Below are 16778 nucleotides of genomic sequence, written 5' to 3'. Positions count from 1 at the left end.
CAGAGCTGCCCGGGCTAGGGTCGCCAGGTGGACGGCGCGCGGCTGCTGGTGGCGGAGGACGACCCCGAACTCGGACCGATGCTGGTCGAGTTGCTGGGCGACGAGGGCTACGCGGTGGAGCTGGCCGCCGACGGGCAGCGCGCGCTGCATCGGGCCCTGCGGTACGAACACGACGCACTGATCATCGACCGTGGGCTGCCCGCGATCGACGGGCTGGACCTGCTGGCGCGACTGCGCCGGCAGGGCGTCACCGCCGGCGCGCTGTTCCTGACCGCGTTCGGCACGGTCGCCGACCGGGTCGCCGGGTTGGACGCCGGCGCGGAGGACTACCTGGTCAAACCGTTCGAGGTGGCGGAGCTGCTGGCGCGGGTCCGGGCGCTGCTGCGCCGGCACCAGGACACCGCGGGCGTGCTGCCGCTGGGTACCGGACGGTTGGACGTGCAGCGGCGGACCGCGGTGCTCTCGTCCCGGCGCGAGGTGCCGCTGTCCGGGCGCGAGTTCGAGCTGCTGCACCTGCTCGCGGCCCGGCCGAAGCAGGTGTTCCGCCGGGACGAGCTGCGCCGCCGGGTGTTCCGCGACGCGCCCGCGGAGTCCATCGTGGACACCTACGTCTACTACCTGCGGCGCAAGCTCGGCCGGGCCGCGGTGCGCACGGTGCGCGGCCTCGGCTACCAGGCGGGGGCGCTGTGAGCCGGCCGGCGACGCCGCCGGAGCGGCGGCTGGTGGCACGCGGCCGGTGGGTGTTGACCGGCCAGTTCGCCGCGGTGATCACCGGGGTGCTGCTGCTGGTCGGGGTCCTCGCCTGGGGGCTGATGGTGCGCGGCCAGCACGCGGACGGCCGGCGCGAGCTGGCGGCGTCGCTGGCCTCCGCGTCGGTGGCGCACCCGTGGCCGTGCGTGTGGATGTTCGCCCGGCAGGGCGACACGCTGCGGCGCACCCCGGCGTCGCCGGCCGCGCTGCCGGTGCGCGGTGACCTCGCCGCGGTGTCGGCGCGGCACCCGGTGCTGGTGCGCGAGCACCGGGTGGCCGGCGTCGACTACCTGGTGCGTACCGAGTGGCACCGTGACGCGGTGCGGCAGGCGACGCTGGATCTCCGGTACCAGGCGGAGGAGCGGTCCCGGCTCTACCTGGCGCTGGCGGTGGCGGAGCTGTGCGGGCTGCTCGCCGCCGTGGCGGTGGGACGCTGGCTCGCCGGGCGGGCGATCCGGCCGCTCGCCGAGGCGCTGGACCGGCAGCAGCGGTTCGTCGCCGACGCGAGCCACGAGCTGCGCACCCCGCTGACCCAGATCCACACCCGGGCGCAGCTGCTGGCCCGGCGGCTGCACTCCGGTACCGATCCGGCGGTGGCGGCCGAGGAGGCGCAGCGACTGGTGGACGGCAGCCGGCAGTTCGGCGAGGTGCTCGACGACCTGCTGCTCGCGGCGCAGTTCGGGCCCGGCGCCGGCGACCTGTCCGCCGTCGAGCTGGGTACGCTCGCCCGCGCCGTCGCCGCCGCCGAGCAGGCCCGGTTGGCGCGCCGGTCGCTGCGGCTGGTGGTGGACGCGCCCGACCGGTACCCGGTGCACGGGGTCCGGCCGGCGCTGCGCCGGGTGCTGAACGCGCTGGTGGACAACGCGATCGGGCACACCCCGGCGGGCGGCACGGTACGGCTCGCGCTGCGCCGGGACGCCCGCCACGTGCTGCTGACGGTGGCCGACACCGGGGTGGGGCTGGACGCGGCGCACGCCGACCGGATCTTCGAGCGGTTCGCCCGCGGCGAGCACGGCGCCGGCCGCCGGTACGGGCTGGGGCTGGCGCTGGTGCGCGAGGTGGTCACCGCGCACGGCGGCCGCATCGAGGCGACCGGCGAACCGGGCCGCGGCGCCGCGTTCACGGTACGGCTGCCGGTGGCACCCGAGCCGACCGACGCCGGGGACGGCGATCGCCGCGCCCTGGCCCACGACGCCGAGGGCTGACCGCCGGCCGCCGATGCCACGCGGCCGCCGCGGATCGGGCGTCGTCGCCGATCACGGGGTCGACGCCGAGGGCTGACCGCCGGCCGCCGATGCCACGCGGGCGGCGCGGGGCGGGCGTGGCCGCCGATCGCGATGGCGGCGCCGGGTCAGGCGTGGTCGCGGGTGATGCGGGCGATGTAGTCGGGCAGGTCGACGGTGGGCTGCCAGCCGAGCGCGCGGGCCTTGGAGGTGTCGGCCTGGCCCTGGGTGCGCTCCCCGCGCCGGGCCGGGATCAGCACGTACGGCGCGTCGAACAGCTTCGCGACCGACAGCAGGCTGCGCTCCTGCCCGTACCCGAGCAGGTAGCCGTCGCCGCTGCCGTGCCGGTAGCAGGTGATGATGCCGGAGACGATGTCGTCGACGTGGGTGAAGTCGCGGGTCTGGGTGCCCGGCTCGACGACGGTCAGCGGCTCGCCCTTGGCGTACTGCCGCTCGAAGATGCCGATGACGGTGGCGTACGGGCCGTCGGTGATCTGGCCCGGGCCGTACACGTTGTAGAAGTAGGTGACGACGTAGTCCAGGCCGTACCAGTCGGACACGTTGCGGATGTACTCGACGTTCTTGGCCTTGATCCACGCGTACGGGTTGAGGTTCTCGTCCTGCCCGCCGTTGCCGAACTTCGAGCTGGAGCCCGCGTACACCAGTTTGGCGCCGTGCTCCTGGGCGAGCGCGACGACCTCCTTGGTGCCGTACATGTTGTACTCCCACACCCGGTCCGGCTCGTCGAACGACTGCGGGATGCGGGAGTACTCGCCCAGGTGGAAGACCGCGTCGAGGTCGCCGCCGCGGTCGGCCCACAGCTTGCGCACGTTGACCGTGGAGTCGTGCAGGTATTCCACCCGCTCGTCGTCGACGTGGTTGGCGACGGTGCCGGTGAAGTAGTTGTCCACCGACACGATGTGGATGTCGCCGAACTCGGCCAGCAGCCCGCGGATGAGCCGGCTGCCGACAAACCCGGCACCGCCGGTCACCAACACCTGCATGCGTTCTCTCCTGTCATCGGTGCCGGCAGGCGGCGCTGCGGCGCCGACCCCCGGTACGACCGGGCAACACGCTAGCACGCAGGCCCGATCACCCCCGGGCACAGCGCCGGCACCGCCGGGGCGACGTCCGGCACGGCGCCGCCGGCTCGCGCCGCACCGGCGGTCGCCGCGGTACGTCGGTGCGGCGACCGGCCGGTCGGCGTACCGGCGGTCAGCCGCGGGGCAGGCGGAGGCCGAACATGCCGCCGTCGACCGGCAGCGCGGTGGCGGTGGTCGAGCCGGACGCCGGCGACGCGAGGTAGCAGACCGCGCGCGCGACCTCCTCGGCGGCGACCAGCCGGCCGATCGGCTGGCGGGCCTGCAACCGGGCCCGCTCCCCCGCCGGGTCCTCGGTACGGGACAGCAGCCGCGCCACCCACGGCGTGTCGACGGTGCCCGGTTCCACACAGTTGACCCGGATCCCGTCGGCGACGAAGTCGGCCGCCATCGCGAGGGTCATCGCGTGCACGGCGCCCTTGGTCGCCGAGTACAGCACGCGTTGCGGCAGGCCGGCGGTGGCCGCGATGGACGACGTGTTGACGATCGCGGCATGCCCGCTGCGCCGCAGGTACGGCAGGGCCGCCCGGGTGGCGCGGGCCACCCCGACCACGTTGACGTCCAGGTTGCGGTGCCACTCGGCGTCGTCGTTGTCGGCGACGGTACCGACCGAGCTGATGCCGGCGTTGTTGACCAGGATGTCGATGCCGCCGAACTTCTCGGCGACGGCGGCCATCGCCGCGACGAGCGCCGCGTTGTCGGTCACGTCCGCGGTCACCGGCAGTACCCGGTCGGTCGGGGCCGCGGGGTGCACGTCGAGCGCGCCGACGCTCGCTCCCGCCGCCACGAACGCCTCGGCGCACGCCTTGCCGATGCCGGATCCGCCGCCGGTGACGACCGCGACGAGCCCGTCCAACTCACCCATGCATTCCTCCGTTCAGGCCAGTCCGAGCCTGGTTCGCAGCCGCGCCACGGCGGCGGCGAACCGGTCGGGGTCGAGTACCGCGCCGGCATGCGCGCCGGCCGCCACCGGTTCGGCGTGCATCCGGTACGGGAGCCGGTCCGGCTCGGCGACGCCGAGCGCGGCGTTGATCCAGTGCTGCCGGCGCAGCCGTTCGGCGCCGAGCTCCAGCAGCGCGGCGGTGTCCGGCCGGTACCCGGTGCCGGCGGCGACCAGGTCGCCGATCAGCGCCAGGCTCAACGGCCGGGTCGGGGTCGACGCGTACGGGCAGATGCCGTACGCGTCCAGCGCGGACCACAGCGCGAGCAGCACCGCCGTGCGGTCGGCCCGGGCGGCGTCCAACCGGTGCGCCGGTTCGGGCGCGGTGAGCCCGAGTTCGCGCAGCTGCGGCCAGCAGTGCGGGGCGCCGTGCCCGGGATCGAAGTCGAGGTCGTGCTCGACCGCGTCGTAGCGCGGGCCGGTCGGCGCGGCGGCGTAGGCGAGGGCGAGGCCGGGCTGGATCCGCGGGTCGAACGGCGGCAGTTCCACGCCCCGTACCGTCATCGCGGCGTCCGGGACGCCGAGGCGTGCCGCGAGCCGGGCGGCGCCGCCCCGCAGCGCCGCGGCGAACTCGTCGGCCCCCCGCGCGGCGGCGGCGACGAACGGCCCCGGGTCGGTACCGAAGCCGCAGGGCGGCCAGCCGGCCGGGAGCCGGCCTCGCTCCGCGGCCTCGTACAGGCAGCCGAGGGTGCCGCCGACCGACACCGGGTCCAGGCCGGCATCCAAGCAGGCCGCGACCGCGGCGAGCACCGTACCGGCATCCTCGACGCCGAGGTTGGGGCCGAGCGCCGCGACCGCCTCCTGGTGCAGCGCGACCGGCGGGCCGGCCGGCGGCGTGAACACCTTCAGGCAGTCGGTCGGGCAGTCCGGGCACGGCGCGGCCTGCCGGTACCGGGCCAGGAACCGGTCCGGGGCGAGGCCGTCGCCGGCCGCGGTGGCGGTGTCGGCGAAGTTGCGGTGCGCGCCGTACCCGGGCTCGGCCCCGTACGGCCAGACGCCGAAGCCGGGCGGCTCGTGCTGCCAGGCGGTGAGCGGGTTGGCCGGCTGCTCGGCCCGGTAGCGCGCCGCGATCGCGGCCAGCGCGGCCGGATCCGCAGCGACGGGCGCGGCCCCGCCCGGAGCCGCCGCGGCCGGATCCTGCGCCGGCGTGACCGCACCCGGGGCCAGCGTGGCCGGCTCCGAGGCCGGCGTGGCCGGATCCTGGGCCGGCGCGACCGGGGCCGGCGTGGCCGGATACTGGGCCGGCGCGACCGCGCCCGGGGCCGGGGCCGGTGGGCCGGGCAGGCAGACGATCGCGGCGAGGTTGCGGTCGCCGAGGATCGCGCCGAAACCGAGCCGCGGCAGCGGGAAGTACCGGTCGGTGAGGATCGTCGCGGCCCGGGCGCGGCGCCACCCCGCCGGGCCGATCACCGCGATCCCGGCCCGCGCGCCGTAGCGGGAACGCAGCGCATCGGTGGCCGCGACGGTACCGGCGTCGGCCAGTTCGGCGGCGTCGCGCAGCTCGGCGGATCCGTTGTGCAGCAGCAGGATCGACGGGCGGGCGGCCCGGCCGGTCAGTACCAGCAGGGAGGCGCCGGCGGCCCGCAGCGCGGCGCCGAACGGGCCCTCGGCGCGCGTCTCCCCGACCGTGCCGGACAGCGGGGACAGCCCGATGGCGGCCACCCGCGCGGTACCGGGTGCGCCGCTGCCGGCGAGCGGGCCGGCAGCGAGGATCAGCGGTACGGCGGGATCGAACGGGTCGCGGTGACCGGCCGCCACCGCGTCGGCGAGGATGCGCAACGCGGCGAGCGGCGCCGGCTCGTCGGTCGGGACACGCGGACCGGCGGCGGTCGGACCACCGGGCTCGGCGCCGGCCGCGCCGGCGGCCACCGCCCGAGCCGGTAGCACGGCGGCCACCGGCCGGGCCGGTAGCACGGCGATGCCGGGGGCGTCCAGCGCGTCCACAACCCCCCGGGGTTGTCCACAGCCGGCCCGCGATCCGGTGCCACAGGCCGGATCACGGACTATCGTTGTGCCGGGGTCGCCCCCCGGGAGGGTGGGGGAAGGTGTGTCGCGCGACCCACCCTCCGACACCCCGCCGCCCACCGATGCCGCTGCCCCGGCCGACGACGCACCCGCACCGGCCGCCAGCAGATCCGCACCGGCCGCACCGGCCGACAGCACACCCGCATCGGCCGTACCGGCCGACAGCGCACCCGCATCGGCCGTACCGGCCGACAGGGCGGCCAGGTCGACCCTCAGCGCCACGCCGGCCCGTTCGGATAGCCGAACCGGGCGATCGACTCCGGCTTCAGTTCGGTGGAGAAGCCGGGCACGTCCGGCGCCCGGTAGCGGCCGCGGTCGATCACGGCCGGGTCGACGAAGTGCTCGTGCAGGTGATCCACGTACTCGATGACCCGCCCGGTCAGCGATCCGGACACCGCGACGTAGTCGAACATCGACAGGTGCCGGACCAGCTCGCACAGCCCGACGCCACCGGCGTGCGGGCACACCGGTACCCCGAACTTCGCGGCGAGCAGCAGGATCGCGACGTTCTCGTTGACGCCGCCGACGCGGGCGGCGTCGATCTGCACGATGTCGACGGCCTGCGCCTGCAGCAGCTGCTTGAACATCACCCGGTTGTGTACGTGTTCGCCGGTGGCGACGAGCGTCGGTGCCACCGCGCGCCGGATCGCGGCGTGCCCGAGCACGTCGTCGGGGCTGGTCGGTTCCTCGATCCAGTACGGCTTGAACGGCGCGAGGGCGGCCATCCACTCGATCGCGGCCGGTACGTCCCAGCGCTGGTTGGCGTCGACGGCGATGGGCAGGTCGGGGCCGACGGCGGCGCGGGCGGCGGCGAACCGGCGGAGGTCGTCGTCGAGGTCGGCGCCGACCTTCAGCTTGATCTGGCCGAACCCGTCGGCGACCGCCTGCTTGGCCAGCCGTACCACCTTGTCGTCGGAGTAGCCGAGCCAGCCGGGCGAGGTGGTGTAGGCGGGGTACCCGTCGGCGAGCAGTTCCGCGGTCCGCTCGGCCCGGCCGGGTGCCTTGTCCCGCAACAGGTCCAGCGCCTCGGCCGGGGTCAGCGCGTCGGTCAGGTAGCGCCAGTCGACCAGGTCGACCAGCTGCTCCGGGGTCATCTCGGCGAGCAGCCGCCAGACGGGCCTGCCGGCGCACTTGCCGGCGAGATCCCAGGCGGCGTTGAGGATGCCGGCCGCGGCGAGGTGCATGACGCCCTTCTCCGGGCCGAGCCAGCGAAACTGCGAGTCGTGCGTCAGCCGCCGGCCGAACTCGCCCAGGTCGGCGCACAGCGCGCCGACGTCGGTACCGATCACCAGCGGCGCCAGCGCCCCGATCGCCGCGCACACCACGTCGTTGCCGCGGCCGATGGTGAACGTGAACCCGTGCCCGTCGGGTACGGCCGGATCGTCGGTGCGCAGCACCACGTACGCGGCGGAGTAGTCGGGGTCGGGGTTCATCGCGTCGGAGCCGTCCAGTTCCCGTGAGGTGGGGAACCGGATGTCCACGGTGTCCACCGCGGTGATCGTCGCCATGGTGCCGCCTTACGCGTTGATGAGGGACTGGCGCTGCTCGCCGAGCCCGTCGATGGACAGCCGCATCGTGTCGCCCGCCGTCAGGTACGGGAAGCGGCCGGACAGCGCGACCCCCTGCGGCGTGCCGGTGTTGACCAGGTCGCCGGGTTCGAGCACCAGGTACTGGGACAGGTGCCAGATCAGGTAGCCGACGGTGAAGATCATGTCGGCGGTGTTGGAGTCCTGCCGCGGCTGGTCGTTGACGTACGAGCGCAGGCCGAGTCGCTGCGGGTCGCCGACCTCGTCGGCGGTGACCAGCCACGGGCCGAGCGGGTTGAAGGTGGCGCAGCTCTTGCCCTTGGACCACTGCCCGCCGGACTGCTCGTTCTGGAACGCCCGCTCGGACACGTCGTTGGACACCGCGTACCCGGCGACGCAGGCCAGCGCCTGCTCCGGCGACTCCAGGTAGGACGCGGTGCGCCCGATCACCACGCCGAGCTCGACCTCCCAGTCGGTCTTGACGCTGTTGCGCGGGATCGCCACCTCGTCGTACGGGCCGACGACGGTGTTGCTGCCCTTGTAGAACAGGATCGGCACGCTCGGCGGTGCGGACCCGGACTCGGCGGCGTGCGCGGCGTAGTTCTGCCCGATGCACAGCACCGCGCCGGGCCGGGCGATCGGGGCGCCGACCCGCTGCCCGGTGACGTCCACGTCGGACAGTTCGCCGGCGGCGTACGCGGCGCGGACCCGCTCGACGCCGTCGCCGGCGAGGAACGCGCCGTCGATGTCGGCGGTCACCGGCGTCAGGTCGAGGTGGCGCTCGTCGTCGGTACGCAGCACCGGGCGTTCGGCGCCGGCCGCGCCGACCCGCATCAGCTTCACGTTCTCAGTCCTCCAGTCGGTAGGTGGTGCGCGCGGTGGTGCCGAAGATGGCCTCGCGCTCGGTGTCGGTGGTCTCGTCGGGCAGCGCGGCGCGCAGCGCGGCCAGTACCCGGCCGTAGCTCGCGGCGGTGGTGCAGACCGGCCAGTCGGAGCCGAACATCAGCCGGTCGGCACCGAACGCCTCGATCGCGGCGGCCACGTACGGGCGCAGATCGTCGACGCTCCAGCTGGCCCAGTCGGCCTCGGTGACCAGCCCGGACAGCTTCGCGGTGGCATTGGCGCAGGCGGCGAGCGGCGCGATCGCGGTACGCCACTGCGCCAGTCCGGCGGCGCCGGCGGTGATGCGCGGTTTGCCCAGGTGGTCGAGCACGAACCGCAGGTCGGGGTGGGCGGCGGCGGCGCGGGCGGCGGCCGGCAGCTGGTCGACCCGGACGACCAGGTCGAAGGCGAGGCCGCTGGCGGCGACGGCGGCGAGGCCGGCGTGCGCCGCGTCGGTGTCCAGGAAGTCGGCGTCGGCGCGCCCCTGGACCTGGTCGCGGATGCCGACGAGCTTGCCGGCGCCGGGCAGTGCGCGGTAGCCGGCGAGGGTGGTCGCGAGGTCGGGGTCGATGAGGTCGGCCCAGGCGACGACACCGGCGATCTGCGGGGTGGCGGCGGCGATGGCGAGGTGCCGGGGCACCTCGTCGGCCCGGCAGCAGCCGCCCTCGACCAGCACGGTACGCGACACTCCGTGTGCGGTGAGTTCGGCGCACAGGTCGTCGGCGGTGAACGGGCGGCGGATCGGGGCGAGTTCCGGCGCGTCGAGCCAGTCGTAGCCCTGGTCGGGGTGCCAGAGATGGTGGTGGGCGTCGATCACGGTGTACCCGAGCTCTGCCGCAGGGTGATCGGATGTATCGGCCGGTGTCACGGCGTCGGTACCCCTTCCCGCAGCAGTTTCTCCGCTTTCAGCTCGGACCATAGCGCGGAAGGGATCGGATGTGTGAACATGGCTGCGTTCTCTTCGATCTCCGCCACGCTGCGCGCACCGATCGCCACGGAGGCCACCGCCGGATGCCCGAACGGGAACTGGATCGCCGCTGCCGGCAGCGGCACGCCGTGCCGGGCGCACACCGCGCCGATCCGCCGGGCCCGCGTCACCAGCTCGTCGGACGCCGGCGCGTAGTCGAACGTGGCGCCCGGCCGCGGGTCGGCCAGCAGCCCGGAGTTGTACACCCCGCCGGCGATGATCGCGATGCCCTTCTCGGCCGCCACCGGCAGCAGGTCGGCCAGGCCCCCCTGGTCGAGCAGGCTGTAACGGCCGGCCAGCAGGAAGCAGTCGAAGTCGCCGTCACGGGCGAAGTCGGTCAGCATCGCCGACTGGTTCATCCCGGCGCTGACCGCGCCGATCACGCCCTGCTCGCGCAGCTCGTGCAGGGCCCGGTAGGCGCCGTCCAGCGCGGCGGCGTAGTGGTCGTCGGGGTCGTGGATGTGCGCGATGTCGATCCGGTCGACGCCGAGCCGGCGCAGGCTGTCCTCGATGCTGCGCAGCGTCGCGTCGTACGAGAAGTCGAACACCGGTGTGAGCCCCGAGTCCTCGACGTAGATGTCCTGGCCCGCGGAGTCGGTCACGTGGCCGTCCGGCACGAGCATCCGGCCGACCTTGGTGGCGAGCACGTACCCGGCGCGGTCGAGTCCGGCGAGCGCGGCGCCGAGGCGGCGTTCGGCCAGGCCCGCGCCGTACAGCGGGGCGGTGTCGAACAGCCGCAGGCCCAGCTCCCAGGCGCGGCGCACGGTGGCCACGGCGGCGTCGTCGCCGACCGCGTCGTACAGCCCGCCGAGCGGTGCGGTGCCCAGCCCGAGCCGGGTGACCTGCAGGTTCGTGCGGCCGAGCCGGATGGTGCCGGTCGGGTCCATGCGTTCCTCCTCGTGCCGGTGCCGGCAGATCCTATAGGATTCTGCCGTGGTGACCATCCTGGACCGGCCCCGGTGAGCCCGCCGGCGCGGCGTACCACGCTGGTCGACGACGTGTACGAGTCGATCAAGGGCCAGCTGATGGACCTGGTGATCGAGCCGGGCGCCCGGGTCAACATCGAGGCGCTCGCCCGCGACCTCGCCGTCTCCCCCACCCCGGTACGGGAGGCGCTGGCGCGGCTGGAGTCCGACGGGCTGGTCCGCAAGCGCGCCATGTCCGGCTACACCGCCACGCCACTGCTGACCGCCGACCAGTTCGAGCAGCTGTGCCAGCTGCGCGCGCTGCTGGAGGTACCGGCCGCGCGGCTGGCCGCGAACCACCCGGACGCGGCGGCGCGGGCGGCGCTGACGAGCGCGGTGACGCCGCCGTCGGCCGAGATCGACCCGACCGACTACCGGCGGTACGCGCCGTTCACCGCGCACGACGCCGCCTTCCACGACCGGCTCGCCCGGCTGTCCGGCAACCCGATGCTGGCCGACTCCATCGTCCGGCTGCACGCCCACCTGCACCTGCACCGGCTGTACCTGCCGGCCGGGCCGGCCACCGACACGGTCGCCGAGCACCGCGCGGTGGCCGCCGCGATCGCCGCCGGCGAGCCGGCCGCGGCGGCCGCCGCGATGACCGAACACCTGACCGCGACCCGCGCGCGGCATATCGTCGCGTTCAGTACCACCGAGACCGGCAAGGAGTGAGCACGTGCGGATCGGTCTGTTCGTCACCTGCGTCAACGACCTGATGTACCCGGGCACCGGGCAGGCGGTGGTGCGCATCCTGCGGCGGCTCGGGCACGACGTCGACTTCCCGGCCGCGCAGACCTGCTGCGGCCAGATGCACGCCAACTCCGGCTACCGGGCCGAGACGATGCCGCTGCTGCGCCGGTTCGTCAACGTGTTCGAGCCGTACCAGGCGATCGTCGCGCCGTCCGGCTCGTGCGCGGCGATGGTGCGCGAGTCGTACCCCCGGCTCGCCGCCGACGACCCCGCCCTCGCCGAACGCGTCGCCGCCCTGACCCCCCGGGTGTACGAGCTGTCCGAGCTGCTGGTCGACGTGCTCGGCGTGACGCAGCTCGGCGCCGAGTTCCCGCACCGGGTCACCTACCACCCGACCTGCCACGGGCTGCGGATGCTGGGGCTGGGCGACAAGCCGCTGCGGCTGCTGCGCGCGGTGGCCGGCATCCGGCTGGTCGAGCTGGACGCGGCCGACCAGTGCTGCGGCTTCGGCGGTACGTTCGCGCTGAAGAACCCGGACGTGTCGACCGCGATGCTCGCCGACAAGGCCCGGCACGTGCTCGACACCGACGCGGAGGTGCTCGCCGCCGCCGACAACTCCTGCCTGGCGCACATCGCCGGCGGCCTGACCCGGATGCGTACCGGGGTGCGCGCCATGCACTACGCCGAGATCCTCGCCACCACCGGAGGTACGCCATGAGCGAGCGTCAGCGTGCGAATCATGGGCATCGCGTCGTGGTGCCTCATCGGCGTTCCGACGAAGGAGGAACGTCGATGAGCGGGCAGCCGCACCGCACCGGCGCCTCGACGCGGGAGGCGGGCCGATGACCGTCGATCGTCAGGGCAGGCGGCTGCTTCCGGTGCTGCCGCACGGATCCGGGCACCTGGCGCCGCCGCAGCCGTTCCCGCAGCGGGCTCGCGCAGCGGTCGCCGATCCGCAGCTGCGCGCGAACATCCGGCGCGCCACCCGCACCATCCGGGACAAGCGGGCCGCCGCGGTGTCCGAAGTGGACGACTGGGAGCAGCTGCGGGAGGCCGGCCGGACCATCAAGCGCCGGGTCGCCCGGCACCTGCCGGAACTGCTGGAACGGTTCGAGCAGGCGGCGACCGCGGCCGGCGCGACCGTGCACTGGGCCCGCGACGCCGCCGAGGCCAACCGGATCGTCACCGACCTGGTCCGGGCCACCGGCAGCGACGAGGTGGTCAAGGTCAAGTCGATGGTCACCCAGGAGATCGAGCTCAACGACGCGCTGGAGCGCGCCGGCATCACCGCGTACGAGACCGACCTGGCCGAGCTGATCGTCGAGCTCGACGAGGGCGAGCAGTCGCACATCCTGGTACCGGCGATCCACTACAACCGGGCCGAGATCCGGGAGATCTTCCGCCGCGAGATGACCGACGCGCCGGCCGACCTCACCGACGAGCCCGCGGTACTGGCCGAGGCCGCGCGGCGGCACCTGCGGCGCAAGTTCCTGTCCACCAAGGTGGCGATCTCCGGCGCGAACTTCGCCGTCGCCGACACCGGCAGCCTGGTCGTCCTGGAGTCCGAGGGCAACGGCCGGATGTGCCTGACCCTGCCGGAGACGTTGATCAGCGTGGTCGGCATCGAGAAACTGGTGCCGAGCTTCGCCGACCTGGAGGTGTTCCTGCAGCTGCTGCCGCGCAGCTCGACCGCGGAGCGGATGAACCCGTACACCTCGATCTGGACCGGCAGCGCTCCCGGCGACGGGCCGAGCGACGTGCACGTCGTGCTGCTGGACAACGGCCGGTCGGCGACGCTCGCGGACACGGTCGGCAGGCAGGCGCTGGCCTGCATCCGCTGCTCGGCCTGCCTCAACGTCTGCCCGGTGTACGAGCGGACCGGCGGGATCGCCTACGGCTCGGTGTATCCCGGCCCGATCGGCGCGATCATCTCGCCGCAGCTGACCGGTGTGAAGGCGAACAAGTCGCTGCCGTACGCGTCGTCGCTGTGCGGCGCCTGCTACGAGGTCTGCCCGGTGAAGATCGACATCCCGGAGGTGCTGGTCCACCTGCGACAGTCCGGTGTGGACGGTGCCCGGGACCGCCCGTCCGCGGAACGCACCGCGATGCGCACCCTGTCCTGGGTCATGTCCGATCAGCGCCGGTACGAGAACGCGCTGCGCGCGGCCCGCATCGCCACCGGGCCGGTCGCCTCGGTCACCGGCCGCGGCCGGCGCCGGCGGCCCGGCGGTCCCGCCGGTTCGCTGGCGCACCTGCCGTGGCCGCTTTCGGCCTGGACCACGTCCCGGGACGCGCCGCTGCCGGCCCGCCGATCGTTCCGCGACTGGTGGCGCGCCCAGGGCGGCGTACCGGCGAGCCCGGCGTCGTCGGCGCCACCCGCCGCCGACGCGGCCCGGCACCCGGGCGACCCGCACACCGACCACGATCCCGCCGCGGCCGGGCCGGATTCCGGTACGGCACCGTCGAATCCCGGCGCGACACCACCGGTACCCCGTGCGCCGCAGCCGGATTCCGGTACGGCGCGGCCGGATTCCGGTACGGCGCGGCCGAAGGAGGGCGGCGATGAGTGAGGCGCGCGCCGAGATCATGGCCCGGTTGCGGACGGCGCTGCGGGATGTGCCGGCCGACGAGGCGATCGAGGACGTACCGGTGGCGCGCGACTACCGCCGGGGCGGCACCGGCGCCGACCCGGCGCGGCTGCGCGACCTGCTCGCCGAGCGCGTCGCCGACTACCGGGCCACCGTGCACCGCTGCGCCGCGGACGAGCTGGCCGGCACCGTGGGTGCGATCCTCGCCGGGCACCAGACCGCGACCCTGCTCGTTCCGCACGACCTGCCGGACGACTGGCACGCCGGCTTCGCCGGCACGATCTACCGCGACTCGGCGAACTTCCCGTACCCGCTGGCCACGCTGGACGCGACCGACACCGTACTGACCGGTTGTGCGGTGGCGATCGCCGAGACCGGCACGCTGGTGCTGGACGCCGGGATGGCGCAGGGCCGGCGGGCGATCAGCCTGGTACCCGACCATCACGTCTGCGTGGTCGGCGCCGACCAGGTCGTCGGTACGGTACCGGAGGCGCTGGCCCGGCTGGATCCGGTGCGGCCGTTGACGTTCATTGCGGGCCCGTCGGCCACCAGCGACATCGAGTTCGACCGGGTGGAGGGGGTGCACGGCCCCCGCCACCTCGAAGTCGTCCTGCTCCACTGAGCGCCCGCCGGCTCGTCGCGTCGCCGCCGGGTCCCTTCGGCGCCCACGCCCGAGCCCCCGCGAACCGGAAACCCGCCGGGTGCCGGGCTCAGCGCGGCGCGGCGAGCACGTGCTCGATGAGGGCGATCAGGTCGGCGACGTCGGCCTCGAACTCCGCGTCGAGGTCCAGCGGCTGGTCCAGCTCGGCCGCGAGTCCGTGGTGCGCCGGCAGTTCGTCGGCCGGTAGCTGGGCGCGGCGGGCCGGCGCCGGGAGGCGGCCGCCGGCGAACCGGCCGCCCTGCTCGCTGACCGCGAACCCGAGCACGAAGGTCGAGAGCATCCGCTCGGCCCGGGCGATCTCGGTGCGCGGCACCCCGGCGTCGAGCAGCAGCTGGTAGAGGAAGTCGATCACCAGCAGCGAGTCGGCGGTGACCGCCGGCCGGTCGAACAGCAGCGCGAACGCGGTCGGGTGGCGCCGGGCGCTCTGTCGGGCGGCGCGCGCGAACCCGGCGAACCGCTCCGGCCAGGGCAGGCCGGCGGCCGGCATCGGCAGGTCGGTGACGAGCAGCTCGACCAGCCCGTCGAGCATGTCCTGCTTGCTGCCGACGTGCGGGTACAGCGCCATCGGCGTGACCCCGACCCGCTGCGCCACGGCCCGCATGGACACCGCCGCGAGACCCCGCTCGTCGGCCAGGGCCAGCGCCTCGGTCAGGATCTCGCGCCGCCGATCGGTCATCTCGACACCGTAGATCATCATCTCTTCCCTTCTCACCGGACCCGCTATACAGTGTAGATCGTCGCCTTATACAGCGTAGATCATTTACGGGAGGCAGCCATGCTGCACGCCACCGGCCTGACCAAGCGGTACGGGTCGACCACCGCCCTGGCCGGCCTCGACCTGACCGTCGGGCCCGGCGAGATCGTCGGGCTGATCGGCCACAACGGCGCCGGCAAGACCACGTTCGTGGAGATCACCGCCGGCCTGACCCGGCCGGACGCCGGCACCGTCGAGATCGCCGGCATCGACGCCGTCCGGCACCCCGCCGCGGCCCGCCGGCACCTCGGCCTCGCCCCGCAGCACCTCGCGCTCTACCCGAGCGCCAGCGTCCGGCAGAACCTCAGCGTCTTCGGCGGCCTCGCCGGCCTGCGCCGCCGCGCCCTGCGCGCGGCGATCGACGAGGTCACCACCGCCACCGAGCTGACCGCCGTGCTCGACCGGCCGGTCGGGCTGCTGTCCGGGGGCCAGCAGCGGCGCACCCAGACCGCGACGGCGCTGCTGCACCGCCCCGCCGTGCTGCTGCTCGACGAGCCGACCGTCGGCGCCGACCCGCAGACCCGGCAGGCGATGCTCGCGGTGGTCCGGCAGCGCGCCGACGCCGGCGTCGCCGTCTGCTACACCACCCACTACCTGCCCGAGCTCGACGAGCTGGGCGCCACCCTCGCGGTGCTGCGGGCCGGCCGGGTGATCGCCCGCGGTACCCGGGACGAACTGCTCACCGGGCTGCCCGGCGAGCTGCTGCTCGGCTACGCCGACGGCACCGAGCGCCGGATCAGCAGTACCGACCCGCGCGCCGCGCTCGCCGCCGCCGTCACCGACCCCGCCCGTACCGCCGGACTGTCCACCGTGGACATCCGGCGCCCCTCGCTGGACGACCTCTACCACGCACTGAGCCGGGAGGCCCACCATGTCGCTGCCTGACCGCACGTACCGCGTCGGCGTGCTGCTGCGCCACAACCTCGTCCTGGTCGCCCGCGACCCCGGTCACCTCATCGCGTACCTGGTGATGCCGATGGTGCTGATGGCCGTCCAGGCCCCGCTGTACCAGCGGGCGCTGCGCGGGGTCGCCGGTACCACCCAGGTGGTGTCCGGGATGCTGGTGATGTTCTCGCTGCTGGCGCTGTCGATCGTGGGCAACGCGGTGCTCGCCGAGCGCACCTGGCGCACCTGGGACCGGCTGCGCGCCACCCCCGCCGGCGCCGGCGAGCTGATGCTCGGCAAGGCCGCCGCCGTGTTCGCCGTGCTGCTGCTGCAACAGTTGGTACTGCTCGGCTTCGGCGCCGGGGTGCTCCGGCTGCGGCTGGGCCCGCAGCCGGCCCTGCTCGCGGTACCGGTGCTGTGCTGGGGTGCCGCACTGCTCGCCGGCGGCGCCGCCCTGGCGGTCGTGGTCCGCGGGCACGGGCAGCTGTCCGCGGCGTGCGACGTCGGTGGGCTGCTGCTCGCCGGGCTCGGTGGCGCGCTCGCCCCGCTGTCGGCGATGCCGGGCTGGGCGCGGGCGGTCGCACCGGTCTCCCCCGGCTACTGGGCCATGGGTGGGCTGCACGCCGCGCTGGCCGGCGACGTCGCCGGCACCGTACGGGCCGCCGCGGTGCTGCTCGCCCTGGCGCTCGCGGCCGGCACCGTCGTCGCGGTCCGGATGCGCCGCGGCTGGACCCGCACCGCCCTGCTGTGACCGACCCGCGGTGAGCCCGACCGAGCTGCGGCCTGCCTGCCGCACCGGAGCGGCCGCGCTGCCGGGCCGGC

Annotated in this window: 16 protein-coding genes; 8 read left to right on the top strand and 8 right to left on the bottom strand. The window is 74.8% G+C overall.

The genetic code is table 11. The features are described 5' to 3' along the window. The first annotated feature begins 27 nt into the window (after positions 1-27). Both NUM_RS04690 and NUM_RS04685 read left to right on the top strand, forming a co-directional pair. Positions 28-690: a response regulator transcription factor gene (locus NUM_RS04690; RefSeq protein ID WP_225918332.1), complete on the top strand. Its 663-nt coding sequence runs from the start codon at positions 28-30 to the stop codon at positions 688-690. After that, positions 687-1955 carry a sensor histidine kinase gene (locus tag NUM_RS04685; RefSeq protein ID WP_207123305.1) on the top strand — a complete coding sequence of 423 codons (1269 nt, stop codon included), beginning with the start codon at positions 687-689 and terminating at the stop codon, positions 1953-1955. Before NUM_RS04690 ends, NUM_RS04685 begins: the two co-directional genes overlap by 4 nt. A gap of 146 nt (positions 1956-2101) precedes the next feature. On the opposite strand, the gene NUM_RS04680 is transcribed toward NUM_RS04685, so the two are convergent. The 7 genes from NUM_RS04680 to NUM_RS04650 all read right to left on the bottom strand — a co-directional run bounded on the left by NUM_RS04680 (position 2102) and on the right by NUM_RS04650 (position 10300). Then, positions 2102-2977 carry an NAD-dependent epimerase/dehydratase family protein gene (locus NUM_RS04680; RefSeq protein WP_207123304.1) on the bottom strand — a complete coding sequence of 292 codons (876 nt, stop codon included), beginning with the start codon at positions 2975-2977 and terminating at the stop codon, positions 2102-2104. A 211-nt stretch (positions 2978-3188) separates the two neighbouring features. Continuing rightward, a complete protein-coding gene (locus NUM_RS04675) occupies positions 3189-3938 on the bottom strand; it encodes an SDR family NAD(P)-dependent oxidoreductase (RefSeq protein ID WP_207123303.1) in 750 nt (249 codons plus the stop codon). Between the two features lie 12 nt (positions 3939-3950). Then, positions 3951-5957 (bottom strand): aldehyde ferredoxin oxidoreductase N-terminal domain-containing protein, encoded by a 2007-nt coding sequence (locus NUM_RS04670; protein WP_207123302.1) that lies wholly within the window; start codon positions 5955-5957, stop codon positions 3951-3953. Between the two features lie 293 nt (positions 5958-6250). Next, a complete protein-coding gene (locus tag NUM_RS04665; RefSeq protein ID WP_207123301.1) occupies positions 6251-7546 on the bottom strand; it encodes an enolase C-terminal domain-like protein in 1296 nt (431 codons plus the stop codon). 9 nt (positions 7547-7555) lie between these two features. After that, a complete protein-coding gene (locus NUM_RS04660; RefSeq protein ID WP_308440540.1) occupies positions 7556-8398 on the bottom strand; it encodes a fumarylacetoacetate hydrolase family protein in 843 nt (280 codons plus the stop codon). Positions 8399-8411: 13 nt separating this feature from the next. Further along, the gene (locus NUM_RS04655) at positions 8412-9263 is read right to left on the bottom strand and encodes an amidohydrolase family protein (protein ID WP_225918331.1); all 852 of its coding nucleotides are present in this window, start codon (positions 9261-9263) and stop codon (positions 8412-8414) included. A gap of 47 nt (positions 9264-9310) precedes the next feature. Further along, the gene (locus NUM_RS04650; RefSeq protein WP_207123298.1) at positions 9311-10300 is read right to left on the bottom strand and encodes an aldo/keto reductase; all 990 of its coding nucleotides are present in this window, start codon (positions 10298-10300) and stop codon (positions 9311-9313) included. A gap of 72 nt (positions 10301-10372) precedes the next feature. On the opposite strand from NUM_RS04650, the gene NUM_RS04645 reads away from it, so the two are divergent. From NUM_RS04645 to NUM_RS04630, 4 genes are all read left to right on the top strand, one after another. Further along, positions 10373-11050 (top strand): GntR family transcriptional regulator, encoded by a 678-nt coding sequence (locus NUM_RS04645; protein WP_225918330.1) that lies wholly within the window; start codon positions 10373-10375, stop codon positions 11048-11050. A 4-nt stretch (positions 11051-11054) separates the two neighbouring features. Then, the gene (locus NUM_RS04640) at positions 11055-11786 is read left to right on the top strand and encodes a (Fe-S)-binding protein (protein WP_207123297.1); all 732 of its coding nucleotides are present in this window, start codon (positions 11055-11057) and stop codon (positions 11784-11786) included. Positions 11787-11910: 124 nt separating this feature from the next. Further along, entirely contained in the window at positions 11911-13638 is a 1728-nt protein-coding gene (locus NUM_RS04635) for a lactate utilization protein B (RefSeq protein ID WP_207123296.1), read from the top strand. Beyond that, positions 13631-14278: a LutC/YkgG family protein gene (locus NUM_RS04630; RefSeq protein WP_207123295.1), complete on the top strand. Its 648-nt coding sequence runs from the start codon at positions 13631-13633 to the stop codon at positions 14276-14278. Before NUM_RS04635 ends, NUM_RS04630 begins: the two co-directional genes overlap by 8 nt. An 88-nt stretch (positions 14279-14366) precedes the next feature. On the opposite strand, the gene NUM_RS04625 is transcribed toward NUM_RS04630, so the two are convergent. Continuing rightward, positions 14367-14993 carry a TetR/AcrR family transcriptional regulator gene (locus tag NUM_RS04625; protein ID WP_207123294.1) on the bottom strand — a complete coding sequence of 209 codons (627 nt, stop codon included), beginning with the start codon at positions 14991-14993 and terminating at the stop codon, positions 14367-14369. Positions 14994-15092: 99 nt separating this feature from the next. Between NUM_RS04625 and NUM_RS04620 the strand changes: the two genes are divergently transcribed. Both NUM_RS04620 and NUM_RS04615 read left to right on the top strand, forming a co-directional pair. Continuing rightward, on the top strand, positions 15093-15956 hold the full coding sequence (locus tag NUM_RS04620; protein ID WP_207123293.1) for an ABC transporter ATP-binding protein: 864 nt from the start codon (positions 15093-15095) through the stop codon (positions 15954-15956). After that, a complete protein-coding gene (locus tag NUM_RS04615) occupies positions 15943-16707 on the top strand; it encodes an ABC transporter permease (protein WP_207123292.1) in 765 nt (254 codons plus the stop codon). Before NUM_RS04620 ends, NUM_RS04615 begins: the two co-directional genes overlap by 14 nt. Positions 16708-16778 lie beyond the last annotated feature (71 nt).

The organism is Actinocatenispora comari (assembly GCF_017312725.1).
In the GTDB taxonomy this organism is placed as follows: domain Bacteria; phylum Actinomycetota; class Actinomycetes; order Mycobacteriales; family Micromonosporaceae; genus Actinocatenispora; species Actinocatenispora comari.
Note: the sequence above shows the minus strand (reverse complement) of the source record. Positions and strands in the feature narration are given on the sequence as shown.

Excerpts from the sequence above, each read along its gene's own strand:
- NUM_RS04625 (WP_207123294.1), bottom strand. The coding sequence starts at position 14,993 with ATGACCGATCGGCGGCGCGAGATCCTGACCGAGGCGCTGGCCCTGGCC.
- NUM_RS04620 (WP_207123293.1), top strand. The coding sequence starts at position 15,093 with ATGCTGCACGCCACCGGCCTGACCAAGCGGTACGGGTCGACCACCGCC.
- NUM_RS04680 (WP_207123304.1), bottom strand. The coding sequence starts at position 2,977 with ATGCAGGTGTTGGTGACCGGCGGTGCCGGGTTTGTCGGCAGCCGGCTC.
- NUM_RS04660 (WP_308440540.1), bottom strand. The coding sequence starts at position 8,398 with ATGCGGGTCGGCGCGGCCGGCGCCGAACGCCCGGTGCTGCGTACCGAC.
- NUM_RS04630 (WP_207123295.1), top strand. The coding sequence starts at position 13,631 with ATGAGTGAGGCGCGCGCCGAGATCATGGCCCGGTTGCGGACGGCGCTG.
- NUM_RS04665 (WP_207123301.1), bottom strand. The coding sequence starts at position 7,546 with ATGGCGACGATCACCGCGGTGGACACCGTGGACATCCGGTTCCCCACC.
- NUM_RS04615 (WP_207123292.1), top strand. The coding sequence starts at position 15,943 with ATGTCGCTGCCTGACCGCACGTACCGCGTCGGCGTGCTGCTGCGCCAC.
- NUM_RS04650 (WP_207123298.1), bottom strand. The coding sequence starts at position 10,300 with ATGGACCCGACCGGCACCATCCGGCTCGGCCGCACGAACCTGCAGGTC.
- NUM_RS04675 (WP_207123303.1), bottom strand. The coding sequence starts at position 3,938 with ATGGGTGAGTTGGACGGGCTCGTCGCGGTCGTCACCGGCGGCGGATCC.
- NUM_RS04635 (WP_207123296.1), top strand. The coding sequence starts at position 11,911 with ATGACCGTCGATCGTCAGGGCAGGCGGCTGCTTCCGGTGCTGCCGCAC.